Genomic DNA, 26788 nt, shown 5'->3' with positions numbered 1-26788 from the left:
GCCTGAAGATGGTTGTTCTCCCTTTTCTTTCGTATTTCCGATGATAAAAGGATGTCTCTGATGATTAAGTTTAGCGCAACGCTCCTGGCCACGCTGATTGCCGCCAGTGTGAATGCAGCGACGGTCGATCTGCGTATTATGGAAACCACTGATTTGCATAGTAACATGATGGATTTCGATTATTACAAAGATACCGCAACAGAAAAATTTGGACTGGTACGCACCGCAAGCCTGATTAACGATGCTCGCAATGAAGTAAAAAACAGCGTGCTGGTCGATAACGGTGACTTAATCCAGGGGAGTCCACTGGCAGATTACATGTCGGCGAAAGGATTAAAAGAAGGTGATGTTCATCCAGTCTATAAGGCGCTGAATACGCTGGATTATACTGTTGGCACGCTCGGCAACCATGAATTTAACTACGGTCTGGATTACCTGAAACATGCACTGGCTGGGGCGAAATTCCCTTATGTAAACGCCAACGTCATTGACGCCAAAACCCAACAGCCGATGTTTACGCCGTATCTGATTAAAGACACTGAAGTGGTCGATAAAGACGGCAAGAAACAGACGCTGAAAATAGGTTATATTGGCGTCGTGCCGCCACAGATCATGGGCTGGGATAAAGCCAATTTATCCGGCAAAGTCACCGTTAACGATATCACTGAAACGGTGCGCAAGTACGTGCCAGAAATGCGTGAGAAAGGCGCCGATGTGGTAGTGGTACTGGCGCATTCTGGACTGTCTGCCGATCCGTATAAAGTCATGGCGGAAAACTCGGTCTATTATCTCAGTGAAATTCCAGGCGTTGACGCCATTATGTTTGGTCATGCTCACGCCGTTTTCCCGAGTAAAGATTTTGCGGATATCAAAGGGGCTGATATCGCCAAAGGCACACTTAACGGCGTTCCGGCAGTGATGCCCGGAATGTGGGGCGATCATCTGGGCGTGGTCGATCTGCAACTCAATAATGACAGCGGGAAATGGCAGGTCACACAGGCGAAAGCAGAAGCGCGACCAATTTACGATATCGCCAATAAAAAATCCCTCGCAGCAGAAGACAGCAAGCTGGTAGAAACACTTAAAGCCGATCACGATGCCACCCGCCAGTTTGTCAGCAAACCCATCGGTAAATCTGCCGACAATATGTATAGCTATCTGGCGCTAGTGCAGGACGATCCGACCGTACAGGTTGTGAATAACGCGCAAAAAGCGTATGTCGAACATTACATCCAGGGCGATCCCGATCTGGCAAAACTCCCGGTGCTCTCTGCCGCCGCGCCGTTTAAAGTCGGCGGTCGCAAAAATGACCCTGCCAGTTATGTGGAAGTGGAAAAAGGTCAGTTAACCTTCCGTAATGCCGCCGATCTCTATCTCTATCCCAATACGCTGATTGTGGTGAAAGCCAGCGGTAAAGAAGTGAAAGAGTGGCTGGAATGCTCTGCCGGGCAGTTTAACCAGATTGATCCCAACAGCACTAAACCGCAGTCTTTAATCAACTGGGAGGGTTTCCGCACCTATAACTTTGATGTTATTGATGGCGTGAATTATCAGATTGATGTTACCCAGCCCGCACGCTATGACGGCGAATGTCAGATGATCAATGCCAATGCGCAAAGGATTAAGAACCTGACCTTTAACGGCAAACCGATTGATCCAAACGCCATGTTCCTGGTTGCCACCAATAACTATCGTGCTTACGGCGGCAAATTTGCCGGCACGGGCGACAGCCATATCGCCTTTGCTTCGCCGGATGAAAACCGCTCGGTACTGGCAGCGTGGATTGCTGAAGAGTCGAAGCGTGCGGGGGAAATTCACCCGGCAGCGGATAACAACTGGCGTTTGGCACCAATTGCTGGCGATAAGAAACTGGATATCCGTTTCGAAACCTCTCCGTCAGATAAAGCCGCGGCGTTTATTAAAGAGAAAGGGCAATATCCGATGAATAAAGTCGCGACCGATGATATCGGGTTTGCAATTTATCAGGTGGATTTGAGTAAGTAATACATATCTTTTCCGGCCTACGAATCATCAGCCGCATCCGGCAATTATTGTCGGATGCGATGCTGGCGCATCTTATCCGCCCTACAAGCCATGAACCGTAGGCCGGATAAGCGCAGCGCATCCGGCAGTTATGCTGTACATTCATCCCACACCGCCAGCACCTCAGGTAAATTCAACTCAATCCAGTCCGCCTGTGCCGCAACCTTTTCACTGACCTGCTTGCCCAGCGGCGTAAGGCTATATTCCACATGCGGTGGCGTTACCAGCGATGCCCGGTTAATGTTAATAACTAGTTAATTAAGGTGGCACCCTCCCGCATCCTCTCTGATAATGACGTGATGCGGGGAACGACTACGGTTGTTCCCTGAATGTTTCTTCTGACAGACCAATGGATGCCAGTAATGATTAGCGGCGTGCTGTATGCCCTGTTAGCAGGGTTGATGTGGGGGCTTATTTTTGTCGGGCCGTTGATCGTGCCGGAATACCCGGCGATGTTGCAGTCGATGGGGCGTTATCTGGCGTTAGGATTAATTGCGCTGCCCATTGCCTGGCTGGGGCGCGTGCGTCTGCGCCAGTTGGCGCGTCGCGACTGGCTTACCGCGCTAATGCTCACCATGATGGGCAACCTCATCTATTACTTCTGCCTCGCCAGCGCCATACAACGTACTGGCGCACCTGTTTCTACGATGATTATCGGCACCCTGCCAGTGGTGATACCCGTCTTTGCCAATCTGCTTTATAGCCAGCGCGACGGCAAACTCGCGTGGGGGAAACTGGCCCCGGCGCTGGTTTGTATTGGCATCGGTCTTACGTGTGTAAACATTGCTGAGTTAAACCACGGACTCCCCGATTTTGACTGGGCACATTATGCCTCAGGCATTGTGCTGGCATTAGTCTCCGTGGTTTGCTGGGCATGGTATGCCCTGCGCAACGCCCGCTGGCTGCGGGAAAATCCCGACAAACATCCGATGATGTGGGCAACGGCGCAGGCGCTGGTCACGCTGCCGGTTTCGCTCATCGGTTATCTCGTCGCCTGTTACTGGCTGAATACGCAAACGCCAGACTTCTCGCTACCTTTTGGCCCCCGTCCGCTGGTATTCATTAGCCTGATGATTGCTATCGCCGTGCTTTGCTCATGGGTCGGCGCACTTTGCTGGAACATCGCCAGCCAGCGATTACCAACGGTTATTCTCGGGCCGCTGATTGTTTTCGAAACGCTGGCAGGTTTGCTGTACACCTTTTTACTCCGCCAGCAAATGCCACCGCTAATGACGCTGAGCGGTATCGCGCTGTTAGTGGTCGGCGTGGTGATTGCAGTCAGAGCAAAACCGGAAAAAACCTTAACTGAATCTGTCTCTGAAAGTTGACACGCCGGCAGTGAGTTAAATAAGCCTCTGCTACGTAAGGGTTATAGCTTTCAACATAAAGATGCATTTAAAATACATCTTATCTAATCAAGAATGAGGTATCAGCTATGGCTTATCGCGACCAACCTTTAGGTGAACTGGCGCTCTCTATTCCTCGCGCTTCGGCTCTGTTTCGCAAATATGATATGGATTACTGCTGCGGTGGTAAGCAGACACTGGCGCGCGCGGCGGCACGTAAAGAGCTGGATGTTGACGTCATTGAAGCTGAGCTGGCAAAACTGGCTGAACAACCGATTGAGAAAGACTGGCGTAGCGCCCCACTGGCGGAAATCATCGACCACATCATTGTGCGCTACCACGATCGCCATCGCGAGCAACTACCGGAGCTGATCCTACAAGCCACCAAAGTAGAGCGCGTTCACGCCGACAAACCGAGCGTGCCAAAAGGGCTGACAAAATACCTGACTATGCTGCATGAAGAGCTTTCCAGCCACATGATGAAAGAAGAGCAAATTCTCTTCCCGATGATCAAACAAGGTATGGGTAGCCAGGCGATGGGGCCAATCAGCGTGATGGAAAGCGAGCACGATGAAGCAGGCGAACTGCTGGAGGTTATCAAGCACACCACTAATAACGTCACACCGCCGCCAGAAGCCTGCACTACCTGGAAAGCGATGTATAACGGCATTAATGAACTGATTGATGATCTGATGGAGCACATCAGTCTGGAAAATAATGTGCTGTTCCCGCGCGCGCTGGCGGGTGAGTGATTTGTTCGATCAACGCACCTGACTGACACGCCAGGTGCGTTAATGATCATCTTACTTTGAATTATTCTCTATAGTGGAATATTCTTTTATATGTTTTATGCGGAAAAAATTCATTATTACTCCAGTAGTAAACCCCTTCCACAGTCACCAGATCATTATTATTAATGTAAGCATCACCCATCGACCGGGTTTCGTTACGCCGCCGTCCACCGTTAACAAGAGAGGCGTCCAAAAAGTAAATATATTTATCATCATGAGCAAAAATATCGGTAAAATTACCATCAGGGGTTTTAAACCATGTTAACTTCCCTTTCATCACAAATTTAGTAATAGAACCATCGCCGATGAAATACATATATCGATCGTCAAATGCTACACGTTTTGATAACCCACCATCCGCATTTTTAAACCACTGCCATTGTCCGTTAATATCAAAAATATTCACATCATCGCGCGCAATGAAATAAACTTTACTCCCGACGATATTAACACCTTCCTGTAATTCTTGTTGCGGGTCGGGCAAATGAATAACTGACAGCGTTTTTTCTACCGCAGAAACATACTTCACCAGATAGAGCGAATCTTTATATTGCGCCACATTCTGCGTCAGCGGGCGAAAATACTCCGGGTCGACATCAGGAATGACCGCCACCCGGCAGTCATTGCCGTGCCAGGAAGCATCACGCGTCAACCATGTTACTTTATCCCGTTGTAGGTCAAATGTACTCCGGCAATCTTTCCCAAACGCATAACGTTTCTCACCGTCTTTATCACGATAAATCAGCAGGGAGCCGGCTATCCAGCGCACAATATGAAAGGTATTAGGATCGGCGTTGATGGCATCTCCGTTCACAAAGACCTGCGATTTTGTCCGCCAGATAGTATCCCATGGTCCAGGGTTACTTTTGCTTTCACAGCTATTAGGTGAATAAAGAATGGAACGACGTGTCCAGGATTTAATGCCAAGAATAGAATACCCTTGCGCACTCCCCAACCAGCGCCCCTGAAAGTAAAGATTACGACGGTCTTTCAGCACATCCGCGGAATCCATTGAATCCATCCTCCCCCCCACCTGTTGCAGCGAATCCATATCAACCTGTTTTTCGCCGTGATTATCATCCGTGCGTTCGCCATCAAAATAGAGGCTGTCTTTATCGGCGGCAAAACGGCCCCAGGCATGGAATGTTGCGGCATCAACTTTCGGTGTTCCCGGTGGGTTCTGGACTATTTTCCCTGCCCATAAAATATGGCGACCATCAGTCAACCAGTCGAAACGCCAGCCGCCGTTAGTTCTGATATAAGCGCCCCCATCCACTTGCACAAAATCATTATTGATATTATCCGGGGAATCATATTCATCATCAGTGCCATTAGCTACGCGGCGCAGTTTTTTGAACTTCACCTGCGGCAGATGAATATCTGGAAAATTGATACCATAATCGTCGCTATCTTCAACAATATATTTTGTTCCTTGCCCCCACGGTTGGTAATAAAAAGAGGCAGAGGGTACGCCGGAGCAGGCTATTGAATTGATTGAAAATAAAGCCAGAACGAGACAAACGGATTTAATTGGCAACATAGCATCATCCTGATACTGGTAACGTGAGGAGGTTATTTAAATAAAGGTTTAAGTCCGCTCGGAGGTTGCTTCACCGATGACCATTCTGCTGAAATAGGGTTGTAACGCAGCCATTCACGACTAAATCTATTGCTGTAGAGTTGCCCATCTCCTGATAAATACATGCCAGTAGATCCCCAACCGCTACCTGGTCCAAATGAGTCCGAAACATCCTCTGGTTTGAGATTAATCAACGCCCCTTCTCCCAGAGCATTGGTTGTGACTTTATAAATTTGGTTCTTATATAAACCAATATCCCTAACAAACAGATAAAAATATTCCGGATCAACTCCCGCCAGCGTTTCATAAACACAATCACTGCCCGCCGGAGTGGCTTCTTGTTTAAGCCAGGACACATTCTGCAAACCAATTTTAAATGACGCACAACTGTGACCAATATCTTTAAGCTCATAGTCATGCTCGCCGCTTTTATCGCGGTAAACCAACAACTCTCCGGGCATCCAACGGATAATCTGAAAAGTTTTACTATCAGCAGGTAGCGACGTGCCGTTAACAATTACCTGCGAATCAGTCAGCACAACAAATTGCAGGGCTGAATCATGCCGTAATATTTGAAATCCATCAGCATGACCCAGCCAGCGACCTTTATGCCAAAGGCTATTTTTATCACGCAGTAAATTCCAGATTTCGGTCTCTGCCAGCGATGACATATCCACCTGCTTATCACCGCTATTATCATCGGTACGCTGACCGTCAAAATAGATACTGTGTTTATCAGCAGCGAAAGCGCCGAATGCCTGAAAACTGGCGGCATCAACATTAGGTTTACCGGACGGATTTTTCAGGACTTTGCCAGCCCACAGGACAGAGCGTCCATCAGTTAACCAGGTATGCTGGCAATCTCCCTCACCATCACAATCGAACTTATCGGGATTAAAATCGGACAGTAAGCGACAATCTTGTTTATTGGCTAAATTGGCAATACGCCAGAGGCGGGAAAAATTAACGTCCGGTAGTTCGGAGAGGCGCTCATCTTTTTCACCCTTCTGTTCGGCAACGTAAACCGTGCCTTTCTCCTGTTGGCGGTAATAAAAATCTGCGCCCCAGGAAGGTGAAATGGAGAACGGTAGTGCGGCGATTAATAACCAACTGCGCGTAACCATAGTGAACTCTGCAACAAGTGGCAAAGATCCACGGTAAGCCCGCGCCTGAGGGTTGTCGATAACGGGAAATATTTTTAGGAATGTATAAAGACAAAGGAGATTGCTGACAAAGTGTGCTTTGTTCATGCCGGATGCGGCGTAAACGCCTTATCCGGCCTACAAAAGCACGCAAACTCAATATATTGCAGAGGTTCTGTAGGCCTGATAAGCGTAGCGCATCAGGCAATTTTGCAGCCTGAAAGACACCCGCAGGTGTCTTAGCGGCATTACTTCGCCATGCGCTTTTTACCAATAAACAACCAGCCCAGCCCCAGCGCGATAAACCACAGCGGGGTCACCAGCAGCGCCTGACGGGTATCATCTTCCAGCGTCAGCAACACCAGAACAAACACAAAGAACGCCATGCATACCCAGCACATCAACTTGCCGAGCGGCATCTTGTAGATAGATTTCTCATGCAGGTGCGGACGTTGTTTGCGATACACCAGGTATGAGCAGAGGATGATCGTCCAGACGAACATAAACAGAATCGCCGAAACGGTCGTGATCATCGTGAACGCGCCAATCACGCTTGGATTCACATACAACATCACCACACCGCCGAGCAGACAGATACAAGAGAAGGTCAGCCCTTTCGCGGGTACTGCACGTTTCGAGAGTTTAGCGAACGCTTTCGGCGCAACGCCTTCCTGCGCCAGACCAAACAACATACGGCTGGTAGAGAAAACGCCACTGTTCGCAGAAGAAGCCGCAGAGGTCAGAACCACAAAGTTAATCACGCTTGCCGCTGCAGGCAGTCCCACCAGCACAAACAGTTCAACAAACGGACTTTTCTCCGGGACGACAGAACTCCACGGCGTCACGGACATAATCACAATCAGCGCGAAGACGTAGAACATGATGATGCGAACAGGAATGGAGTTGATCGCGCGCGGCAGTGATTTCTCTGGATCTTTGGTTTCCGCAGCCGTTGTACCGACCAGCTCAATCCCCACAAAAGCGAAAACCGCTATCTGGAATCCGGCAAAGAAGCCGCTTAAGCCTTTCGGGAACCAGCCGCCGTCATTCCACAAATGCGCAAACGACGCCTCCACGCCGGTCGGTGACTGGAAGTGCATCATTACCATAATCAGGCCGACGACAATCAGCGACACGATGGCGACGATTTTGATCATCGCAAACCAGAACTCCATCTCACCGAACATTTTCACGGTGGCAAGGTTCAGCGTCAGCAACAGCACAATCACCGCCAGCGAGGCAACCCAGTCTGAGAGCTCAGGGAACCAGAATTGGGCATAGGCGGTGATGGCGACGACGTCCGCCATTCCAGTAACCACCCAGCAGAACCAGTAGGTCCAGCCAGTGAAATAGCCTGCCCAGGGGCCCAGTAGATCGGATGCGAAATCACTAAAAGACTTGTATTCCAGATTTGAAAGCAGCAATTCCCCCATTGCCCGCATCACGAAAAAAAGCATAAAACCGATGATCATATAAACGAAAATGATCGACGGCCCGGCAAGACTGATAGTTTTACCAGAGCCCATAAACAGTCCCGTACCAATGGCGCCGCCAATGGCTATAAGCTGAATATGTCGGTTTGTAAGATTGCGCCGTAGCGACTGTTCAGCCGGTGCCTGATCATCGGCAACGACTTTTACCTGATCTACCATGTTTTTTCTTCCTGTACCTGTCTGTGTTGTTCAGGCTCTACGGCCTTTTGTCGGTTTATGATACGACGATTCTGTATCGGGACTCATCGATATTAGGTAAGAATAAGCGGGATGAATACTAAGATTTAGATCTAATGTTAATTTTATGTTTAAAGTGGGTGTCATATCACGATGATAATGCGAAACAACTCACAAAAATACACCCTTACGTGGTGTTTGCAACATAAAATAGCGCTATCTGGCAAATGGAAGGGGTTATTACTGAATACTTGTTCCCCTCTGCGGTGAGGGGAACAGAATGCGCTGCTTAGAGAATTTCCAGCAGTTCGACTTCAAACACCAGGGTGCTGAATGGAGGAATGGACGCACCAGCGCCACGCTCGCCATAAGCCAGTTCCTGCGGGATAGTCAGTTCCCATTTCGAACCAACTGGCATCAGGGTCAATGCTTCAATCCAGCCGGGAATCACGCCATTCACCGGGAATTCAGCCGGCTCGCCGCGAGCAACGGAGCTGTCAAATACAGTACCGTCGATAAGTTTACCAGTGTAATGAACACGAACGCGGTCGGTACGTGCCGGAATGGCACCTTCGCCCTGGTTAATCACGCGGAATTGCAGGCCAGATTCAGTGCTGTTAACACCTTCTTTTTTGGCGTTTTCTTCAAGATATTTCACACCTTCGGCAGCCATCGCCTGGAAACGCTGGCGACGAACGGCATCAGCACGTTCGTGGATTTCACGCAGCGCGCGGTGCACTACATCAACCGGAACAGCCGGATGTTTACCTTCCAGCGCATCGGTAATGCCTGCAACCAGCGCTTCTGGCAGCAGCCCTTCCAGACCAGATTCACTCAGTTGTTGCCCTACCTGCAAACCAATGCCGTAACTTGCCTGCGCTTCGATAGTGTCAAAAGTTGGGGTGGTCATCGTATTTCCTTTCTTAGGGTATAAAGTAGCGGGCAGCATATCAGCCACACTTCTTCGGGTAAAACTTTGTCGCGGGAATGATGACAAATCACGGGGAAAAAGAAACAATAGCAATATCCCGTATGAATATAATAAAGGCGGGTTTACCACGGACATCATAGCGTTAGCTTATTCATAGGCTATGATTGAGGAACAAGACGCGGAGCAGGAGGAAACCATGCCCGGGCGCTTTGAACTAAAACCAACCCTGGAGAAAGTCTGGCACGCGCCGGACAACTTTCGCTTCATGGACCCGCTGCCACCGATGCATCGCCGGGGGATCATTATTGCCGCCATTGTTTTAGCGGTCGGTTTTCTGCTCCCATCTGATGATACGCCCAATGCGCCGGTGGTGACGCGTGAAGCACAACTGGATATTCAGTCGCAATCACAACCGCCGACGGAAGAGCAGCTACGGGCACAACAGGTCACCCCACAGAACGATCCAGATCAAGTGGCTCCGGTCGCCCCTGAACCAATACAGGAAGGTCAACCGGAAGAGCAGCCGCAAACCACACAGACGCAACCATTCCAGTCAGACAGCGGCATTGACAATCAATGGCGCTCTTATCGTGTGGAACCTGGCAAAACACTCGCCCAATTGTTCCGCGATCACGGGCTACCGCCTACCGATGTGTATGCCATGGCGCAGGTAGAAGGCGCGGGCAAGCCGCTAAGTAATTTGCAAAATGGGCAGATGGTGAAAATCCGCCAGAACGCCAGCGGCGTGGTGACGGGCTTAACCATTGATACGGGGAATAATCAACAGGTCCTGTTTACCCGCCAGCCGGATGGCAGTTTTATTCGTGCGCGGTAGATGAAGGGTCAACCAGAAGCCAGCTAAGGATCGTTTCTTTGATGACCTTACGTCTGGCTTCCAGTGCCTGCGCTGAAACCATACTGATGTGATAAACCTGGCCAAGCGTATGTTGGTTGATCAAATAATACCCCCCAAGCGCGGCAATATTAATATTCACCTGTAATGGGTCAATATCTGATTTAAAAATATTACGTTTCTTTCCTTCAGCTAATAAGGATTCCATTAGCTGTAAGTGCGCATGATTAATATCCTGAAGGCGCTGAGATTTTGCATAATGCACACCTTTACTTTGGTTTTCACTATGTACAATTTTTAAAAACCAGGGATTGTCAATATAATAATCCCAGGTGAAATCGATGATTTTCTCAATGGCTTTTTGTGGCGGGAGTCCTGAGACATCAAGGGATTTTTCTTTTTGTCGAATATCATTCCAGGTATATTCCAGCACTTCGATAAATAAATTTTCTTTATTACCAAAATGATGATAAACCGTTTGTTTACTGCACTCCGCAGCCTTTACGATATTATCGACTCTTGCCCCTTCATAACCATACTCGGCAAATTCATTAACCGCACATAACAACAGCTTTTCCTTCAGGCTTTGTACGTTGCTGGTATCAAGATACATAACGTTTCCCCACGCTTTCTTCATGATGACTATCATAACCGTATTTGATTTCAGCGACAGCAAAAAGGCAAAAACATTGTCTTTCATCGAGTTATCAAATGCCTTGTGATCACCATCGCAGTTCAACCAACCAGATGGTTGATCTTTTTATTAACTAGTCGCAAGCTAACCATCACTTAAGGAAACAATATTCAAAAAAGAGGGTTAATGAATGAAATCCACTCGTCCTGTTGCTGTCATCACTGGAGCCGCACGCGGCATTGGAAAGGGTTGTGCACTGGAGCTTGCCCGTAGCGGATTTAACCTGTTGATTAACGATCGTCCTGATGCCGACAGCGTTGAAAAACTGCATGCCACGCAACAGGAATGTATGACAGAAGGCGTGGAAGTTATTTGCTTTCCTGCCGATGTTGGCGATCTTTCCCTGCATGAAGAGATGCTCAACGCGGCGCAAAATCAGTGGGGGCGTCTGGACTGTTTACTCAACAACGCCGGAATTTCCGTGAAAAAACGCGGCGATATTCTCGACCTGGAACCAGACAGCTTCGACCAAAACATTGCCATCAACACTCGCGCGCCATTCTTTCTCGCCCAGGCTTTCAGCAAGCGCCTGTTGGCACAACCCAAACCAGAATCGGAACTGCCGCACCGTTCGATTATTTTTGTCAGCTCCATTAACGCCATCATGCTGGCGATGAATCGCGGCGAATACACCATAGCCAAAACCGCCGTCTCAGCTGCCGCCCGCCTGTTTGCCGCTCGCCTTTGTGAAGAACAGATTGGCGTTTATGAAATCCGTCCTGGTTTAATCAAAACCGATATGACGATTCCGGCAACCGCCTATTACGACGAATTGATTGCCAAAGGTCTGGTGCCATGGGGGCGTTGGGGCTATCCGGCTGATATTGCCTCCACCGTGCGAGCGATGGCAGAAGGCAAACTGATTTACACCTGTGGTCAGGCGGTCGCCATCGACGGCGGCTTAAGTATGCCGCGCTTCTGAGGCTGAATCATGAGAGATCTTTTGCAACGCCCGGATTTATTCAGCATCAATACTGCGACACTGGGCTATAAAACGCCGTTGCCCGCCATCATTGATGCCTGCGCCGCACGCGGTATAGGCGCGATCGCCCCCTGGCGCAGAGAGTTGCAGGGCGAAAATATCCAACAGATCGCTCGCCAGCTTAGCGCCAGCAATATGGACGTTTCCGGGTTGTGCCGCAGCACCTACTACACTGCGCCGACGCTGGCAGAGCGCAAGCAGGCGGTTGACGATAACCGCCGGGCGCTGGACGACGCCGCGGCACTGAACGCTGCCTGTTACATGCAGGTGGTTGGCGGTCTGCCAACGGGCACTAAAGATCTGTATGAAGCGCGGGAACAGGTGAAACAAGGGATTCGCCAGTTGCTGCCACATTCGAAAGAGGTCGGCGTGCCAATTGCACTGGAGCCACTGCACCCGATGACTGCTGCCGATCGTTCTTGTCTGTGCACATTACGTCAGGCGCTGGACTGGTGTGATGAACTCGATCCCGATGGCGAATTTGGCCTCGGCGTGGCGGTAGATGTCTACCATGTCTGGTGGGACCCGGATCTCGCCAGTCAGATCCTGCGTGCCGGAAAACGTATTCTCGCGTTTCATGTTTCCGACTGGCTGGTGCCGACCACCGATCTGGTCAATGACCGGGGAATGCCGGGGGATGGCGTTATTAATATTCCGTCGATTCGTCGGTTAGTCGAAAACGCCGGATTTAATGGCGCTATTGAACTGGAAATATTCTCACCGTACTGGTGGCAGCAAAATATTAACCGCACGCTGGATATTAGCGTCGATCGCATCGCGCATTATTGTTAAGGAATGATCATGAGTGACCAACCCGTTCTGTTCAGCAGAGCGGCGGCTTCCTGCCGCCTGACATTGAACCGTGAAGATAAATGTCATGCTATTAATGAAGAAATGATCGAATCTCTCGACCATTATTTAAATGAAATTGAAAACGACACCACATTACGATTAGTCGAATTAACTGCAACCGGCGATAAATTCTTTTGTGCGGGCGGCGATATCAAATCGTGGTCAGCCTATTCGCCATTAGATATGGGTAGAAAATGGATTAAACGCGGTAATGACGTTTTTAATCGCCTGCGCAATTTGCCCCAATTAACGGTTGCGAATCTCAACGGACACACCATCGGTGGCGGTATTGAACTTGCTTTGTGCTGCGATATTCGTATCGCTCGCCCCCACGCGAAATTCTCTAATCCTGAAGTGATCCTCGGCATGGTGCCAGGTTGGATGGGCATTGAGCGCGTGCTTAATCAGGTTGGCCCGGTGGTTGGTCGCCAGATGCTGATGCTGGGTAAACGCCTGACGGCGCAGGAAGCTCAGGCAGCGAATTTAATTGATGAAGTGGTGGAAAAAGAACAGGTGGAAAGCTGGATGGCGAACCAGTTCGCCCAGCTGGAAAAATGTGGTCCGGTGGCGCTGGCACACATCAAGCAACTGATTCTGGCCCTGGAAAATAAACACGCCGATTACTCCCACCAGTTACTGGCAGGGTTAATGTCCGCTACTCAGGATTGCCAGCAGGCGACGCGCGCATTTGCCGAAAAAAGCAGCGTAAGCTTCCATAATCAATAAGGAAATTGTATGCGTAAGATATCAACCGCCGAGGCACTGGCGGCGCAAATTCAGGACGGCGCAACCATTGCCATTAGCGGTAACGGCGGCGGCATGGTGGAAGCTGACCATATTCTGGCAGCTATTGAAGCTCGTTTTCTACAAACCGGACACCCGCGTGACCTGACGCTGATCCATTCTTTGGGTATTGGCGATCGCGACAGCAAAGGTACGAACCGCTTCGCTCATGCAGATATGCTCAAACGCATCATTGCCGGGCACTTTACCTGGTCACCCAAAATGCAGGAACTGGTGAAAAACAATGCCATTGAAGCCTACTGCTTCCCGGGCGGCGTGATTCAGGCATTGCTGCGGGAAATCGGCGCCGGACGTCCAGGGCTGTTTACCCACGTTGGGCTGGGATCGTTTGTAGATCCGCGCAATGGCGGCGGAAAGTCGAATGAATGCACCATCGACGATCTGGTAGAACTGATTGAAATTGATGGTGAAACCAAACTCCGCTATCGCCCATTCAAAGTGGACTACGCCATTTTACGCGGCACTTATGCCGATCCGCGTGGCAACGTCAGCCTCGAAGAAGAAGCTATTGATATGGATAGCTATTCGATGGCGCTGGCAGCACACAACAGCGGCGGCAAAGTATTCGTACAGGTCCGCGATGTGCTGGAAGCTGGCGCTATTGAACCTCGCAAGGTCAAGCTACCGGGGATTCTGGTCGATGGTATCGTTGAACACCGCGAACAACCGCAAACCTATCTTGGCGGTTACGACCTGACCATCAGCGGTCAGCATCGCCGTCTGAGCTCTAACGACGCTATCGAACTCGTCAGTCATCCGGTGCGTCGCCTGATTGCTCGCCGGGCAGCACGCGAACTGGTGGCTGGCGCTTCAACCAACTTTGGTTTCGGTATTCCAGGCGGTATTCCTGGGGTTGCGCTGCGCGAAGGCGTGCCTTATCAAAGTTTATGGCTGAGCGTAGAACAGGGCGTACATAACGGTATGATGCTGGATGATGCCCTGTTTGGTTGTGCCCGTAACGCCGATGCCATTATTCCATCACTCGATCAATTCGAGTTCTACAGCGGTGGCGGCATCGACATTACTTTCCTCGGCATGGGCGAGATGGATCAGCACGGTAATGTCAACGTCTCACATCTCAATGGCAATCTGATCGGCCCTGGCGGATTTCTCGAAATTGCGCAAAACGCCCGTAAAGTGGTGTTCTGCGGTACGTTTGACGCCAAAGGCAGCAAGATTGATGTAACACCTGATGGCTTGCATATCGCCCAGTCAGGTCAAATCCCTAAACTGGTTACCCAGGTGGAAAAAATCACCTTTAGCGCCGCCTACGCACAGCAAAGCGGCCAGGAAGTGCTGTACATCACCGAACGTGCAGTATTCCGGTTAACGACAGAAGGCGTTGAATTAATTGAGATCGCCCCTGGCGTGGACATTGACCGCGACATTTTACCGTTCATGGCCTTCCGTCCGATTATCAGGCAACCACGTCTGATGGAAAGCAGCCTGTTTACGCCAATGGAGGATGCATGAGCCAGCTTGATGACGCCATCCTCGATTCGCTGACGCATGTCACTTTCCCAAAGGGTTTTGCGCAGGCAGAGCCAACCGTGGTTGTTGCGGTGGACGGTGTAGATTATCCACTCTGGCAAGTTGATACCCTGGTGGTTGGTAGCGGCGCTGCCGGGCTACGAGCGGCTGTCGAACTAAAGCGTCGTCAGCAAAATGTGCTGATCGCCACCGCCGGGTTATATATGGGGACATCGGCATGTTCTGGCTCCGATAAACAAACACTGTTTACCGCCGCTACCGCGGGCAACGGTGACAACTTCACCAAACTGGCAGAGGCACTGGCGAGCGGTGGGGCGATGGATCACGACACCGCTTATGTCGAGGCGGTCGGTTCTCTGCACACTCTTGGCGGGTTGCAATATCTTGGTCTGGAATTGCCGGAAGATCGCTATGGCGCGATTCTTCGTTATCAAACCGACCATGACGAAGCCGGGCGTGCAACCTCCTGTGGGCCGCGCACATCTCGTCTGATGGTGAAAGTGCTGTTGGAAGAAGTACAGCGCCTCGCCATTCCACTACTGACCAGTGCAACGGTGATTAAGCTCCTGCATCAGTGCGGAGAGAATGGCGAAGATCGCGTGGCAGGAGCTATTCTCGCAACTGGTTCCCGCACCCATAACCCGTGGGGACTGGCAATTGTGACTGCGCCCAATGTGGTACTGGCAACGGGCGGACCAGGCGAACTTTATCGTGACAGTGTTTATCCACATAAATGTTTCGGCTCGCTGGGACTGGCACTGGAAGAAGGTTTGACGCTAACCAATCTGACCGAAAGCCAGTTTGGTATTGGCACGCCGCGCAGCACGTTTCCGTGGAATTTGTCCGGCACCTATGTACAGGTGATCCCATATATCTATTCCGTAGATGCCGAGGGCAACGAGTATAACTTCCTCGCGGATGACTATCGCACCACCCAGGAACTGGCTTCAAACATCTTCCGTAAAGGCTATCAGTGGCCGTTCCACGCCACACGAGTGATGGATTTTGGTTCAAGCTTGCTGGATATGGCGGTAGCGCAGGAACAACAACGCGGTCGCCAGGTTTTTATGGATTTCAATCGCAATCCTGAAACAGTGCCAGGTGATTTGCCGTTCTCATTAGAGCGACTGGACGACGACGTTCGCGCATATCTGGAAAATAACGACGCACTGGCACCATCACCCATCGAACGCCTGCAACGAATGAATCCGCTGTCTATCTCGCTGTATAAGATGCACGGTTACGATCTCACCGCACAGCCATTGCAATTCGCGATGAACAATCAGCACATGAATGGCGGCATTGAGGTGGATATCTGGGGGCAAACCTCCCTGCCCGGTTGTTTTGCGGTGGGAGAAGTGGCCGGAACTCACGGCGTTACCCGACCTGGTGGCGCAGCACTGAATGCCGGACAGGTTTTTGCTGTTCGTCTGGCGCGTTTTATTGGTTGCACACAAAAGCGGTCTGTTAATGGGGACATTGCACAACTGGCAGCCTCGCCGTTGTCTACTGTCAGAGAGATCATTACTCAGGCGCTGGCAAACGAGAACGGAATGGCACTGGCGACAGTGAAAGAAAAAATCCAGGCACGAATGTCTGATTACGCTGGATTTATTTGTCATGCCGATAAAGTTCGTCACGCCAACCGCGACGCTCTGCTACTAAGTGAATTCGTCCAACAAAATGGTTTATCGATCCGCCATGTGGGGGAAATTGCCGAACTGTTTATGTGGCGGCATATGTCTCTTACTTCGGCTGCCGTATTAACACAATTGACGCATTATATTGATGCTGGTGGCGGTAGTCGCGGGGCGCGGATGGTTATTGATCCACAAGGTGAATGTCTACCACAAACTCGTCGCGGCGCAATAGAAGAATGGCGTTTTCGCTCTGAACTCGCTGAAGACAAAAATCACAAATTAACGATTCAATATTCGCAAGGTTTTTTTATTACCGAAGTGAAATCTTTACGTGAACAACCGCGTATTAATGGTATTTACTTTGAAAAAAACTGGCCAGACTTTTTAAAGGGAGAAATTTACACACAATAATTTTCAATATTTCCTCTGCACTTGATTTTTATTACCTATTACACGGAATTACCAACAACCAGGGTTTATTAATATAATTAAAAGGGTTAAACATGAATAAAATAAAGAATTACCGGTGGCATATGATTGCCCTCGTATGCTTTATCACTGTAATCAATTATCTGGACAGAACGGCGTTAGGTATTGCGGCTCCAACGATTATGGAGACAACCGGAATAACTAAAGAGCAATATTCATGGATTGTCAGTGCATTCCAGCTGGCCTATACATTAGGGCAACCGGTAATGGGCTTCTTTATTGATACCGTGGGTCTGAAGTTAAGTTTTGCGATATGTGCCGCAATTTGGGGCCTGGCGACAATGGGCCATGCACTGACCGGAACATGGTCAGGTCTGGCATTTATGCGTGCCCTGATGGGTTTCAGCGAAGCGTCAGCAATTCCAGCGGGTGTTAAAACAGCATCTACATGGTTCCCGGCAAAAGAGCGTGGCGTGGCGACAGGTGTTTTCAATATGGGCACCTCACTCGGCGCGATGCTTGCACCACCGCTAATTGCCTGGTGCATTATGTTTCATAGCTGGCAATTTGCGTTTATTGTCTCAGGTAGCCTTGCTTTGCTCGCGGCTTTATTTTGGTTCTTTTGTTATAAAGATCCGAAAGATGCCAAACGCCTTTCTGATGAAGAGCGCCAGTATATTGAATCAGGACAAGAACAGCATCTTAAAACAGATAAGAAAGAAAAAACCTCAATCAAGCATATCCTCAGCCAACGTAATTTCTGGGGGATTGGCATCGCGCGTTTTCTCGCTGACCCGGCATGGGGAACCATTAACTTCTGGGTGCCAATTTTCTTCGTCGAAACGCTGCATTTTAGCCTGAAAGAAATTGCCATGTTCGTCTGGCTACCTTTCCTGCTGGGCGATCTCGGCTGTTTAGCCAGTGGTTTTGTCGCGAAGTTCTTCCACGATCGCGGCGTGAGTTTAATTAACTCACGAAGAATAACCTTCACTATCGCAGCCGTTATTATGATGACTATTGGTCTGGTGAGTATTGTAGAAAATCCCTACATTGCTGTGTTATTGATTAGTATTGGCGCGTTCTCGCATCAATGTCTTTCTACTGTTGCAGCAACTCTGGGCGGCGATCTGTTCAAAAAAGACGAAGTGGCTACCGCTGTGGGTATGGCTGGAGCCTGTGCATGGAGCGGTCAGTTGATTTTCAACCTGTTCATCGGGGCATTCGTTCACATTATCGGCTTCGCACCGTTCTTTATTGCGCTGGCTTTCTTTGACATTATTGGTGCCATTGCACTGTGGACGCTTATCAAAGTTAAAGATGAAGAACCGCACGTACAGTTAGCAACAAGCTAATTGATAGATATCAGGGCGTTATACTGCCAGCTGTAACGCTTTCTCTATAAAGCAAAACGCCGACACAAGGTCGGCGTTTTTACGTCTCGTTGAATAACGAATTATTCAGCGACTACGTTTACGATCACTTTCGCGAATACTTCGCTGTGAACCTGGAAGCTCACTTCGTGTTCGCCAGTGGTACGCAGAACGCCGTTCGGCAGACGAACTTCGCTCTTAGCCACTTCAACGCCAGCTGCAGTTACAGCGTCAGCGATGTCGCGAGTACCGATGGAACCGAACAGTTTACCTTCGTCGCCAGCTTTAGACGCGATAGTAACAGTTTCCAGTGCATTGATTTTCTCAGCGCGAGCATTAGCTGCTGCCAGAACTTCAGCCAGTTTAGCTTCCAGCTCAGCGCGACGTGCTTCGAAGAATTCAATGTTTTTCTTGGTAGCTGGAACAGCTTTACCCTGCGGTACCAGGAAGTTACGAGCATAGCCCGCTTTAACGTTTACCTGATCACCCAGGCTACCCAGGTTTGCTACTTTATCAAGCAGAATAACTTGCATTACCTTATCCTCTCAAAGTCGTATTAATGGACCGTGACCGATTACTGATGGCGATCAGTGTACGGCAGCAGGGACAGGTAGCGAGCGCGTTTGATAGCGCGAGCCAGCTGACGCTGGTATTTTGCACGGGTACCGGTGATACGGCTTGGGACAATCTTACCGCTTTCGGTGATGTAGTTTTTCAGCGTAGCGATATCTTTATAGTCGATCTCTTGAACGCCTTCCGCGGTGAAACGGCAGAACTTGCGACGACGGAAATAACGTGCCATATGGCTAGTCTCCAGAATCTATCAATTCAATCTGCTCGGCATGCAAAACCATTTTGCTCAGACCGTTCTTTGCCTTGTGGCATGAAATGAACCCCTGAACGGTTATGCGACTGCCGACCGTTATACTGTGAGTAATGGCCTGGTTTTCGTGTCCGCTAACAATAACGGGCATTTGGCACCACGCCTGCCGGTGAAAACCGGCTTCCTCCTGCACAGAACGATGCTCAAGCACGAACTGGCAGTGAGGAATTCCTGATGGACTGACCTTTCGAAGGGGCATCCTGCACACGGTGCCGGACAACGCCAGACGGTTGGTCATCAGAAATTACTCTTCAGAATCCCCAGCTTCAGCATCATCTGCGGTTTCGTTTGCGAAATCATCGCGACGCTCGCGGCGCTCGTCTTTCGCTTTAACCATCGGAGATGCTTCGGTAACAGCGTGCTTGGTACGCATAACCATGCTGCGGATAACGGCATCGTTGAAGCGGAAGGTAGTTTCCAGCTCATCGATCACTTCCTGCGGCGCTTCAACGTTCATCAGAACGTAGTGTGCTTTGTGCAGTTTGTTGATCGGGTAAGCCAGCTGACGGCGGCCCCAGTCTTCCAGACGGTGGATCTTGCCTTCTGCACCAGTGATGGCAGCAGTGTAGCGCTCGATCATGCCCGGAACCTGTTCGCTCTGGTCAGGATGGACCATAAAAACGATTTCGTAATGACGCATCGAATTGCTCCTTACGGATTATTCAGCCTCCTGTCTGGGTCAGCCGAATCCCGGGGAGGCAAGGAACGTGTTAAAGGTCGGCTGAAAAATGACGCGTTATAGTACTGACATACCCCGCCAAACTCAAGGCCAGCCGACAAATAAATCTGATCTTTCACTAAACAGGACTAACTCGCTGATTTGAAGTTCATCACATCTCATTAAGGTGTTTTTTTGAACAACTGCATCAGAAATGGTCACCATCACCTCTGTCATCAGTGGTTAAAATTAAATCAGAAGATCGCTAAAGAGGAGAGCACACAGAGACAGCCGTCGAGGAGGTATCTATGTTCAGCCGTGTTTTAGCCCTTCTGGCTGTGCTTTTGCTAAGTGCGAATGCATCGGCAGCCATTGAAATTAATAACCACCAGGCCAGAAATATGGATGATGTACAGAGCTTAGGCGTGATTTATATCAATCATAACTTCGCCACTGAAAGCGAAGCGCGTCAGGCACTGAACGAAGAGACAGATGCGCGAGGCGCAACGTACTACCACGTGATTCTGATGCGGGAACCGGGGAGCAACGGCAACATGCACGCCAGCGCGGATATTTATCGCTAGCACCAGGTATAACCAACGAAACATTGCCATAGTTTGCATTGCCCCCTTCACCGGGGGCTTTTTTTGAAAAACGGCTGCGGAATCAGACCAGTTATCTCCCGAAAAAGGAAATTTCCGCAGCGCGTGTTTTACTTTTGCCCGTAATAAGCGTTGGGTCCGTGCTTACGCATGAAGTGTTTATTCATCAAATAGCTATTGATGGGATTAAGCTGCGGGTTAATGCCGCGCGCAATCCACGCCATTTTCGCCACTTCTTCCATCACCACCGCATTATGCACCGCTTCGTGGGCATCTTTCCCCCAGGCGAACGGCCCGTGCTGATACACCACAATTCCCGGCGTATGCAGCGGCTCGGCGTCGCCCAGCGTTTCGATAATTACTTTGCCGGTGTTCAGTTCGTACTCGCCCTGCACTTCTTCTTCGCTTAATCCACGCGTACACGGAATGTCGCCAAAGAAGTAGTCGGCATGTGTAGTACCTAACGCCGGGATCGCCAGCCCCGCCTGCGCCCATGCGGTAGCATGAGTGGAGTGAGTATGAACAATGCCGCCAAGCGACGGGTAACGACGGTAGAGTTCGAGATGTGTCGCGGTGTCGGAAGACGGACGATACTCCCCGTCCACCACCTTGCCGCTCATATCAACCACCACCATATCGTCCGCTTTCATGGTTTCATAAGCGACGCCGCTGGGCTTGATCCCCACCAGCCCGCGTTCGCGGTCAATAGCGCTGACGTTGCCCCAGGTAAAAGTCACCAGCCCGTAACGCGGCAGATCCATGTTGGCTTCAAACACCTGCTGTTTCAGCTTTTGCATTATGCCGCCTCCACCATGCCTGCTTTGACCATGCGCGCTTTCACCCAATCACGCGCTTTCGCCACTTCTGCCGCCGGGTCTTCCGCCGTTTCGCTCCACATCTCAATCAGGTACGGCCCGCAATAGCCACTCTGTTTGAGCGTTTCAAAACAACGTTCGAAATCCACCACGCCTTCGCCAAACGGCACGTTTTTAAAGACGCCAGGTTTGGTGTCTTTCACATGCACCGCGACGATATGCCCGATTCCAGCCTGCAACTCCATCTGCACGTCGTTGTCCCACGCCGATAAGTTGCCGATATCCGGGTAGAGCTGGAACCACGGGTTGTTAAGATAGTGTGCGTAGCCCAGCGCCTTGCTGATGGAATTCATCAACGGATAATCCATGATCTCCATCGCCAGCGTCACCTGCGCACGACTTGCCATCTCAACGCTCTCTTTCAGACCGTCACGGAAACGACGGCGCGTTTCGTTATTGGCTTCCTGGTAGTAAACGTCATAGCCCGCCAGCTGGATCACGCGAATGCCGACGTCCTGGGCGAACTGAATGGCTTTACGCATAATCTCCAGCCCCTGTGCCCGCACCGCGTCATCTTCGCTGCCCAGCGGGAAACGGCGATGGGCGGAAAGGCACATAGACGGCACGCGCACGCCAGTTTCGACAATGGCGCTTACCAGCGCCAGACGCTGCTCGCGGCTCCAGTCGAGGCGCGAAAGGCGCTCGTCAGTTTCATCTACCGACATCTCAACAAAATCGAAGCCTAACGTTTTTGCCAGTTGCAGCCGTTCCAGCCAGCACTCCCCGGCGGGGAGCGCTTTTTCGTAGATGCCAAGCGGGATTTGTTTAGACAACATATCCGCTCCTTAGCCCCACAATTCAGCGATGGAGCGTTTGAACTGACGTGCGGCTTCGACCGGAGATGCCGCATCACGGATGCTGCGACCCGCAATAAAGACGTGAATCGGAATCCCTTTGAACAGCGGCAGATCTTCCAGCGCCAGACCACCAGTAATGGTGACTTTGAAACCCATATCAGAAAGACGCTTAATAGCCGTAATATCCGCCTCGCCCCAACCCACACCTGCCGCCTGCGCATCGCGGCTGCGATGATAAACCACCTGCTGAATGCCCGCTTCGCGCCACGCCTGCGCCTGTTCCCATGTCCAGAACCCTGTCAGCTCAATCTGTACATCGCCTTTAAATTCATGGGCGACTTCCAGTGCACCTTTCGCGGTGTTGATATCCGCGCAACAAATCACAGTGACCCAATCCGCATTGGCTTCAAAACACATGCGAGAAAGAATTTTTCCCGCATCAGCGATTTTGGCATCAGCCAGTACGATTTTGTGCGGATAGAGCGCTTTCAGATCGCGAACCGCACGCACGCCTTCCCCCATACAAAGGATGGTTCCCACTTCGATAATATCGACTTCTTCGGCGATCAGACGTGTGGTTTCATACGCGTGAGACATCGTTTGGTTGTCCAGCGCGACTTGCAGCATTGGTAATGACATGTTCAATTCCTTCTTAAGCAGCCGCGTTGGTGCGGTCAATTAAATCAAGCACTTCCTGCTCGGTGCGGCAGGCGCGCAAACGGTCAAAATTCTCTTCATCTTCAAACAGATTGACGATCTGCATGATGCCCACTTCCTGATGCGTGTTGGCATCGACCGCCGCCATGGTGATGAGGATGTCCACTGGATCGTTATCATCGTGGTTGAACGTCAGCGGTTTTTTCAGCGTGACGAGAGCAAATCCAGTTTTTTTGACTCCCTCTTCTGGCCGTCCGTGCGGCATCGCCAGCCCCGGAGCGATAACGAAATAAGGGCCGAACTGTTCAACGCCATCCAGAATCGCCTGGTAATAACGTGGCTCTACCACATCTGCCGCCACCAGCAGGTCAACGCCGATTTTCACCGCCTCCTGCCAGCTTTCAGCTTCGGCCTGCAGACGGATGGATTTATTTTCAGCCAGCGAATCACGTAATTTCATGGCGCGTCCTTACTTCACGTCCTGCGGGAAATGCTCTTTGATCACTTCCAGCAGTTTTGGACCAAAGTCAGCAGGCGAGAGCATGTTGCGCACCCCCACCACATATTTGTTGCCGGTCACGGTGATTTCGCCTGCGATATGGGTAGAAGCGATGATGATATCCGCACCGCTCAACTCGCTTTTGTACTCGCCAACCGCGCAGCTATTTACCGTGTGGTCAATGTTTGATTGGGTTAAAAACTGGTCCACTTTCATTTTCATGATCATGGAACTGCCTTGTCCGTTGCCACACACAGCCAGAATACGTACGGTCATAATCAAAACTCCTTGTTAAGCAGAATGCTCTGCCAGTTGTTTTTCTGCCTCTTCTTCTGCACGCAGCGCGCGACCAGCGAAGAACATATACGCCAGGGCAATAACGATGATGACGGCCATAAAAGCAATACCGACGGAGAAGAAGCCCTGCATCATCGGCGGAGCCAGAATTGACCAGTCCGCCATGCCCATCCAGGCACTCATACCAGTGAGTTTCACCGCCCAGACACAGCCAAAGATTTCGATCATCCCCATCACCAGACAAATCTTGATCGCTGCCCGCCAGCCGCCGAAATGGTTAGCGAATACACCAATGGTGGCGTTGGAGAAGAACATCGGGATAAAGCCAGGAATAATCAGAATGGAAGAGCCGCAAGCGACCAGGATACCGACCGCAATTAGCTGCCCGATAGTGCCCCACATAAAGCCCCAGACTACGGCGTTCGGCGCGAAGCTATAAATTGCCGCACAGTCAATCGCCAGAACCGCGCCGGGGATAAGACGCTGGGAAATACCGTTGAACGCTTCAGAGAGTTCCGCCACAAACATGCGTACGCCCTGAGTAATGATGAAGATCGCGACCGCAAAGGAGAAACCCGTTTGCAGGATATAGATAGTCCAGTGCACTTTGCCTGCCATCGCCTGAACGGTATCAATACCGAACGAGAGCAGGATGGCGCCAAAGAAAATGGTCATCACAATCGCCGTGGAGACGATATTGTCATGGAAAATATTCAGCCAGCCCGGCAGTTTGAGATCTTCAACGCTTTCCTCTTTTTTTCCCAGGTAAGGCGCAATTTTATAAGCGATCCACGAAGCAAATTGCTGCTGGTGACCAATGGAGAAACCGCAGCCATCCGTCACTTCCTGAGTCGGCTTGTACATCATGTTGGAGGTAATCCCCCAGTAGAGTGAAACCAAAACTGCGGTGCAGATAATGGTTGTCCACATGGAGTAGCCAAAAATAAACAGCGTGACGGCGATAAGCCCCGCTTGCTGAAACATGATATGGCCCGTCAGCATAATGGTGCGAATACCAGTAATACGACGCAACAGCACGTAACAGATATTCAGCGCCAGTGCCAACAGCACTGCATAACCTACCCAGCTATAGGCGTCGCCCATACGCTCGATGGTTGCCATCATTGATGCGTAAGTATCTGAGATAGCGCCGTTGATGCCGTAAACTTCCGACATTTTCGCCACCACCGGTTTGAAGGTGCTGGTCAGGATCCCAGATCCCGCCTGTAACAACATGAAACCGATAATGGTTTTTATCGTACCTTTGATAATAACGCTGACACTTTTGCGCAGCAGGATGTAACCCAGACAGGTCACAATACCCAGCAGTAATGGGGCATTGGTCATGACCTGGTTAAAAAACACGGTAAAGATGCTGTAGAGGATCTCCATCACGATCTCCTGAAGAAGAGGTAGCTGAGTATTCCGCACACCCAGAATGTTGTGTCCTCACTCTAATTTTCAGAAGTAATCACAACAAGATTAAATATGATTAATTGTGACGCGACACGCAAATAATTCCATCGTAAAAGTATGGAACTCACACAACGTCAAATTTATTCATTTAAATTCATTTGGTTAAACATTTTCTCTACTCCATTAAATCTTACATTGCCCAAAATCAGCAACAACTCTTCTGGCAAAAACCCAAAAAACGGTCATTGCCTTCCTGAAAGAATAGTGTCAGGATTAATCAAAACCAATCATAAGCTGATTCAAATTGAACAACCATGAAGGTAAATGGCGATGAGTAAAGTGAAAAGTATCACCCGTGAATCCTGGATCCTGAGCACCTTCCCGGAGTGGGGTAGCTGGCTGAACGAAGAAATTGAACAGGAGCAGGTTGCACCAGGCACATTTGCGATGTGGTGGCTCGGTTGTACCGGGATCTGGTTGAAATCAGAAGGCGGCACCAATGTGTGCGTCGATTTCTGGTGCGGCACCGGCAAACAAAGTCACGGTAACCCGCTGATGAAACAGGGCCATCAGATGCAACGCATGGCCGGCGTGAAAAAACTGCAACCAAACCTGCGTACTACACCGTTTGTCCTTGATCCGTTTGCGATTCGCCAGATCGACGCCGTACTGGCTACTCACGATCACAATGATCATATTGACGTGAACGTTGCTGCCGCCGTGATGCAAAACTGCGCTGACGACGTACCGTTCATCGGTCCGAAAACCTGCGTGGATCTGTGGATTGGCTGGGGCGTACCGAAAGAACGCTGCATCGTGGTGAAACCCGGCGATGTGGTTAAAGTGAAAGATATCGAAATTCATGCACTTGACGCATTTGACCGTACTGCATTGATCACCCTGCCTGCGGATCAAAAAGCGGCTGGCGTCCTGCCGGATGGCATGGACGATCGCGCAGTGAACTATCTGTTCAAAACGCCAGGCGGCTCCCTGTATCACAGTGGCGACTCTCACTATTCCAACTACTACGCGAAACATGGCAACGAACATCAGATCGACGTGGCTTTAGGATCTTACGGTGAAAACCCGCGCGGTATTACTGACAAAATGACCAGCGCCGATATCCTGCGCATGGCAGAAGCGCTGAATACGAAAGTGGTGATCCCATTCCATCACGATATCTGGTCAAACTTCCAGGCCGATCCGCAAGAGATCCGCGTGCTGTGGGAGATGAAAAAAGATCGTCTGAAGTATGGCTTCAAGCCGTTTATCTGGCAGGTTGGCGGCAAATTTACCTGGCCGTTAGATAAAGATAACCTCGAGTATCACTATCCGCGTGGTTTCGATGATTGCTTCACCATTGAACCGGATCTGCCGTTCAAATCGTTCCTGTAATTTGTTGTTTATGCCGGGTAGCACGGCGTTATCCGGCGTAGTATTTCCTGGCTATTTCAAATATCATCTAAAAAAATCAAATTTTATCGGAA

At 50.2% G+C, this 26788-nt stretch carries 27 protein-coding genes and 1 pseudogene; 12 read left to right on the top strand and 16 right to left on the bottom strand.

The window, feature by feature from the left end; all coding sequences use genetic code 11:
- The first annotated feature begins 60 nt into the window (after window positions 1-60).
- Window positions 61-2004: a 2',3'-cyclic-nucleotide 2'-phosphodiesterase gene (gene cpdB, locus PS053_RS17275; RefSeq protein ID WP_059238658.1), complete on the top strand. Its 1944-nt coding sequence runs from the start codon at window positions 61-63 to the stop codon at window positions 2002-2004.
- Between the two features lie 128 nt (window positions 2005-2132).
- Here cpdB and PS053_RS17270 read toward each other — a convergent pair.
- Window positions 2133-2267 (bottom strand): annotated as a pseudogene (locus PS053_RS17270) (winged helix-turn-helix transcriptional regulator); the annotation flags it as partial.
- A 138-nt stretch (window positions 2268-2405) separates the two neighbouring features.
- On the opposite strand from PS053_RS17270, the gene PS053_RS17265 reads away from it, so the two are divergent.
- Both PS053_RS17265 and ytfE read left to right on the top strand, forming a co-directional pair.
- The gene (locus tag PS053_RS17265) at window positions 2406-3371 is read left to right on the top strand and encodes a DMT family transporter (protein WP_059228917.1); all 966 of its coding nucleotides are present in this window, start codon (window positions 2406-2408) and stop codon (window positions 3369-3371) included.
- Between the two features lie 107 nt (window positions 3372-3478).
- Window positions 3479-4141: an iron-sulfur cluster repair protein YtfE gene (gene ytfE, locus PS053_RS17260; protein WP_000331451.1), complete on the top strand. Its 663-nt coding sequence runs from the start codon at window positions 3479-3481 to the stop codon at window positions 4139-4141.
- A 61-nt stretch (window positions 4142-4202) separates the two neighbouring features.
- Here ytfE and PS053_RS17255 read toward each other — a convergent pair whose 3' ends face one another.
- From PS053_RS17255 to fklB, 4 genes are all read right to left on the bottom strand, one after another.
- Complete coding sequence (locus tag PS053_RS17255; RefSeq protein ID WP_256878736.1) at window positions 4203-5720, bottom strand: hypothetical protein; 1518 nt, start codon at window positions 5718-5720, stop codon at window positions 4203-4205.
- 32 nt (window positions 5721-5752) lie between these two features.
- Complete coding sequence (locus PS053_RS17250; protein ID WP_256878737.1) at window positions 5753-6883, bottom strand: hypothetical protein; 1131 nt, start codon at window positions 6881-6883, stop codon at window positions 5753-5755.
- 266 nt (window positions 6884-7149) lie between these two features.
- Entirely contained in the window at window positions 7150-8553 is a 1404-nt protein-coding gene (gene cycA, locus PS053_RS17240; RefSeq protein ID WP_000228353.1) for a D-serine/D-alanine/glycine transporter, read from the bottom strand.
- Window positions 8554-8860: 307 nt separating this feature from the next.
- A complete protein-coding gene (gene fklB / locus PS053_RS17235; protein WP_000211232.1) occupies window positions 8861-9481 on the bottom strand; it encodes a BamJ family beta-barrel-assembly machinery protein in 621 nt (206 codons plus the stop codon).
- A gap of 217 nt (window positions 9482-9698) precedes the next feature.
- Here fklB and ytfB point away from each other — a divergent pair, with 217 nt between their 5' ends.
- Window positions 9699-10337 (top strand): cell division protein YtfB, encoded by a 639-nt coding sequence (ytfB, locus tag PS053_RS17230; RefSeq protein WP_256878738.1) that lies wholly within the window; start codon window positions 9699-9701, stop codon window positions 10335-10337.
- Here the strand turns inward: ytfB and PS053_RS17225 are convergent.
- Window positions 10321-10968: a TetR/AcrR family transcriptional regulator gene (locus PS053_RS17225; protein ID WP_024164654.1), complete on the bottom strand. Its 648-nt coding sequence runs from the start codon at window positions 10966-10968 to the stop codon at window positions 10321-10323. The two genes, ytfB and PS053_RS17225, sit on opposite strands and share 17 nt — an antisense overlap.
- A 211-nt stretch (window positions 10969-11179) precedes the next feature.
- On the opposite strand from PS053_RS17225, the gene PS053_RS17220 reads away from it, so the two are divergent.
- The 6 genes from PS053_RS17220 to PS053_RS17195 all read left to right on the top strand — a co-directional run bounded on the left by PS053_RS17220 (window position 11180) and on the right by PS053_RS17195 (window position 18599).
- Complete coding sequence (locus tag PS053_RS17220; protein ID WP_256878739.1) at window positions 11180-11971, top strand: 3-ketoacyl-ACP reductase; 792 nt, start codon at window positions 11180-11182, stop codon at window positions 11969-11971.
- Window positions 11972-11980: 9 nt separating this feature from the next.
- Window positions 11981-12823 (top strand): sugar phosphate isomerase/epimerase family protein, encoded by an 843-nt coding sequence (locus tag PS053_RS17215; protein ID WP_149451260.1) that lies wholly within the window; start codon window positions 11981-11983, stop codon window positions 12821-12823.
- Between the two features lie 9 nt (window positions 12824-12832).
- Window positions 12833-13609, top strand: coding sequence for an enoyl-CoA hydratase/isomerase family protein (locus PS053_RS17210; protein ID WP_001283552.1), 777 nt, complete (start codon window positions 12833-12835; stop codon window positions 13607-13609).
- Between the two features lie 9 nt (window positions 13610-13618).
- Entirely contained in the window at window positions 13619-15160 is a 1542-nt protein-coding gene (locus PS053_RS17205; protein ID WP_001226886.1) for an acyl CoA:acetate/3-ketoacid CoA transferase, read from the top strand.
- Window positions 15157-17229 (top strand): FAD-dependent oxidoreductase, encoded by a 2073-nt coding sequence (locus PS053_RS17200; protein WP_256878740.1) that lies wholly within the window; start codon window positions 15157-15159, stop codon window positions 17227-17229. Before PS053_RS17205 ends, PS053_RS17200 begins: the two co-directional genes overlap by 4 nt.
- 92 nt (window positions 17230-17321) lie before the next feature.
- On the top strand, window positions 17322-18599 hold the full coding sequence (locus PS053_RS17195) for an MFS transporter (protein ID WP_059270822.1): 1278 nt from the start codon (window positions 17322-17324) through the stop codon (window positions 18597-18599).
- Between the two features lie 101 nt (window positions 18600-18700).
- On the opposite strand, the gene rplI is transcribed toward PS053_RS17195, so the two are convergent.
- From rplI to rpsF, 4 genes are read right to left on the bottom strand one after another with little or no spacing between them, the layout of a single operon-like run.
- A complete protein-coding gene (gene rplI, locus PS053_RS17190; RefSeq protein WP_001196062.1) occupies window positions 18701-19150 on the bottom strand; it encodes a 50S ribosomal protein L9 in 450 nt (149 codons plus the stop codon).
- A 41-nt stretch (window positions 19151-19191) separates the two neighbouring features.
- Entirely contained in the window at window positions 19192-19419 is a 228-nt protein-coding gene (gene rpsR / locus PS053_RS17185) for a 30S ribosomal protein S18 (protein ID WP_000135199.1), read from the bottom strand.
- A 4-nt stretch (window positions 19420-19423) separates the two neighbouring features.
- Window positions 19424-19738, bottom strand: a complete 315-nt coding sequence (gene priB / locus PS053_RS17180) for a primosomal replication protein N (RefSeq protein ID WP_012134407.1) — start codon at window positions 19736-19738, stop codon at window positions 19424-19426.
- A 6-nt stretch (window positions 19739-19744) separates the two neighbouring features.
- Entirely contained in the window at window positions 19745-20140 is a 396-nt protein-coding gene (gene rpsF / locus PS053_RS17175) for a 30S ribosomal protein S6 (RefSeq protein ID WP_001216676.1), read from the bottom strand.
- 326 nt (window positions 20141-20466) lie between these two features.
- Here rpsF and yjfY point away from each other — a divergent pair, with 326 nt between their 5' ends.
- Window positions 20467-20742 carry a DUF1471 family protein YjfY gene (yjfY, locus tag PS053_RS17170; RefSeq protein ID WP_025237791.1) on the top strand — a complete coding sequence of 92 codons (276 nt, stop codon included), beginning with the start codon at window positions 20467-20469 and terminating at the stop codon, window positions 20740-20742.
- 128 nt (window positions 20743-20870) lie between these two features.
- Here the strand turns inward: yjfY and ulaF are convergent, their stop codons facing one another.
- The 6 genes from ulaF to ulaA are packed head-to-tail and all read right to left on the bottom strand — an operon-like array spanning window position 20871 to window position 25277.
- Entirely contained in the window at window positions 20871-21557 is a 687-nt protein-coding gene (gene ulaF / locus PS053_RS17165) for an L-ribulose-5-phosphate 4-epimerase UlaF (protein WP_256878741.1), read from the bottom strand.
- Window positions 21557-22411 carry an L-ribulose-5-phosphate 3-epimerase UlaE gene (gene ulaE / locus PS053_RS17160; protein ID WP_000949519.1) on the bottom strand — a complete coding sequence of 285 codons (855 nt, stop codon included), beginning with the start codon at window positions 22409-22411 and terminating at the stop codon, window positions 21557-21559. The genes ulaF and ulaE overlap by 1 nt, the downstream gene beginning before the upstream one ends.
- Window positions 22412-22420: 9 nt before the next feature.
- Window positions 22421-23071, bottom strand: a complete 651-nt coding sequence (ulaD, locus tag PS053_RS17155; protein ID WP_000056772.1) for a 3-keto-L-gulonate-6-phosphate decarboxylase UlaD — start codon at window positions 23069-23071, stop codon at window positions 22421-22423.
- Window positions 23072-23084: 13 nt separating this feature from the next.
- Complete coding sequence (ulaC, locus tag PS053_RS17150; protein WP_256878742.1) at window positions 23085-23549, bottom strand: PTS ascorbate transporter subunit IIA; 465 nt, start codon at window positions 23547-23549, stop codon at window positions 23085-23087.
- A gap of 9 nt (window positions 23550-23558) precedes the next feature.
- On the bottom strand, window positions 23559-23864 hold the full coding sequence (ulaB, locus tag PS053_RS17145) for a PTS ascorbate transporter subunit IIB (protein ID WP_000218362.1): 306 nt from the start codon (window positions 23862-23864) through the stop codon (window positions 23559-23561).
- A 15-nt stretch (window positions 23865-23879) separates the two neighbouring features.
- Entirely contained in the window at window positions 23880-25277 is a 1398-nt protein-coding gene (ulaA, locus tag PS053_RS17140) for a PTS ascorbate transporter subunit IIC (RefSeq protein WP_000404893.1), read from the bottom strand.
- Window positions 25278-25631: 354 nt separating this feature from the next.
- Between ulaA and ulaG the strand changes: the two genes are divergently transcribed.
- Window positions 25632-26696 (top strand): L-ascorbate 6-phosphate lactonase, encoded by a 1065-nt coding sequence (gene ulaG, locus PS053_RS17135; protein WP_001340710.1) that lies wholly within the window; start codon window positions 25632-25634, stop codon window positions 26694-26696.
- Window positions 26697-26788: the final 92 nt, after the last annotated feature.

The sequence above is a fragment of the Escherichia albertii genome (genome assembly GCF_028622335.1).
GTDB lineage: Bacteria > Pseudomonadota > Gammaproteobacteria > Enterobacterales > Enterobacteriaceae > Escherichia > Escherichia albertii.
Note: the sequence above shows the minus strand (reverse complement) of the source record. Positions and strands in the feature narration are given on the sequence as shown.

Coding starts and splice junctions, on each gene's coding strand:
- cpdB (WP_059238658.1), top strand. CDS start 61: ATGATTAAGTTTAGCGCAACGCTCCTGGCCACGCTGATTGCCGCCAGT.
- PS053_RS17265 (WP_059228917.1), top strand. CDS start 2,406: ATGATTAGCGGCGTGCTGTATGCCCTGTTAGCAGGGTTGATGTGGGGG.
- ytfE (WP_000331451.1), top strand. CDS start 3,479: ATGGCTTATCGCGACCAACCTTTAGGTGAACTGGCGCTCTCTATTCCT.
- PS053_RS17255 (WP_256878736.1), bottom strand. CDS start 5,720: ATGTTGCCAATTAAATCCGTTTGTCTCGTTCTGGCTTTATTTTCAATC.
- PS053_RS17250 (WP_256878737.1), bottom strand. CDS start 6,883: ATGGTTACGCGCAGTTGGTTATTAATCGCCGCACTACCGTTCTCCATT.
- cycA (WP_000228353.1), bottom strand. CDS start 8,553: ATGGTAGATCAGGTAAAAGTCGTTGCCGATGATCAGGCACCGGCTGAA.
- fklB (WP_000211232.1), bottom strand. CDS start 9,481: ATGACCACCCCAACTTTTGACACTATCGAAGCGCAGGCAAGTTACGGC.
- ytfB (WP_256878738.1), top strand. CDS start 9,699: ATGCCCGGGCGCTTTGAACTAAAACCAACCCTGGAGAAAGTCTGGCAC.
- PS053_RS17225 (WP_024164654.1), bottom strand. CDS start 10,968: ATGTATCTTGATACCAGCAACGTACAAAGCCTGAAGGAAAAGCTGTTG.
- PS053_RS17220 (WP_256878739.1), top strand. CDS start 11,180: ATGAAATCCACTCGTCCTGTTGCTGTCATCACTGGAGCCGCACGCGGC.
- PS053_RS17215 (WP_149451260.1), top strand. CDS start 11,981: ATGAGAGATCTTTTGCAACGCCCGGATTTATTCAGCATCAATACTGCG.
- PS053_RS17210 (WP_001283552.1), top strand. CDS start 12,833: ATGAGTGACCAACCCGTTCTGTTCAGCAGAGCGGCGGCTTCCTGCCGC.
- PS053_RS17205 (WP_001226886.1), top strand. CDS start 13,619: ATGCGTAAGATATCAACCGCCGAGGCACTGGCGGCGCAAATTCAGGAC.
- PS053_RS17200 (WP_256878740.1), top strand. CDS start 15,157: ATGAGCCAGCTTGATGACGCCATCCTCGATTCGCTGACGCATGTCACT.
- PS053_RS17195 (WP_059270822.1), top strand. CDS start 17,322: ATGAATAAAATAAAGAATTACCGGTGGCATATGATTGCCCTCGTATGC.
- rplI (WP_001196062.1), bottom strand. CDS start 19,150: ATGCAAGTTATTCTGCTTGATAAAGTAGCAAACCTGGGTAGCCTGGGT.
- rpsR (WP_000135199.1), bottom strand. CDS start 19,419: ATGGCACGTTATTTCCGTCGTCGCAAGTTCTGCCGTTTCACCGCGGAA.
- priB (WP_012134407.1), bottom strand. CDS start 19,738: ATGACCAACCGTCTGGCGTTGTCCGGCACCGTGTGCAGGATGCCCCTT.
- rpsF (WP_001216676.1), bottom strand. CDS start 20,140: ATGCGTCATTACGAAATCGTTTTTATGGTCCATCCTGACCAGAGCGAA.
- yjfY (WP_025237791.1), top strand. CDS start 20,467: ATGTTCAGCCGTGTTTTAGCCCTTCTGGCTGTGCTTTTGCTAAGTGCG.
- ulaF (WP_256878741.1), bottom strand. CDS start 21,557: ATGCAAAAGCTGAAACAGCAGGTGTTTGAAGCCAACATGGATCTGCCG.
- ulaE (WP_000949519.1), bottom strand. CDS start 22,411: ATGTTGTCTAAACAAATCCCGCTTGGCATCTACGAAAAAGCGCTCCCC.
- ulaD (WP_000056772.1), bottom strand. CDS start 23,071: ATGTCATTACCAATGCTGCAAGTCGCGCTGGACAACCAAACGATGTCT.
- ulaC (WP_256878742.1), bottom strand. CDS start 23,549: ATGAAATTACGTGATTCGCTGGCTGAAAATAAATCCATCCGTCTGCAG.
- ulaB (WP_000218362.1), bottom strand. CDS start 23,864: ATGACCGTACGTATTCTGGCTGTGTGTGGCAACGGACAAGGCAGTTCC.
- ulaA (WP_000404893.1), bottom strand. CDS start 25,277: ATGGAGATCCTCTACAGCATCTTTACCGTGTTTTTTAACCAGGTCATG.
- ulaG (WP_001340710.1), top strand. CDS start 25,632: ATGAGTAAAGTGAAAAGTATCACCCGTGAATCCTGGATCCTGAGCACC.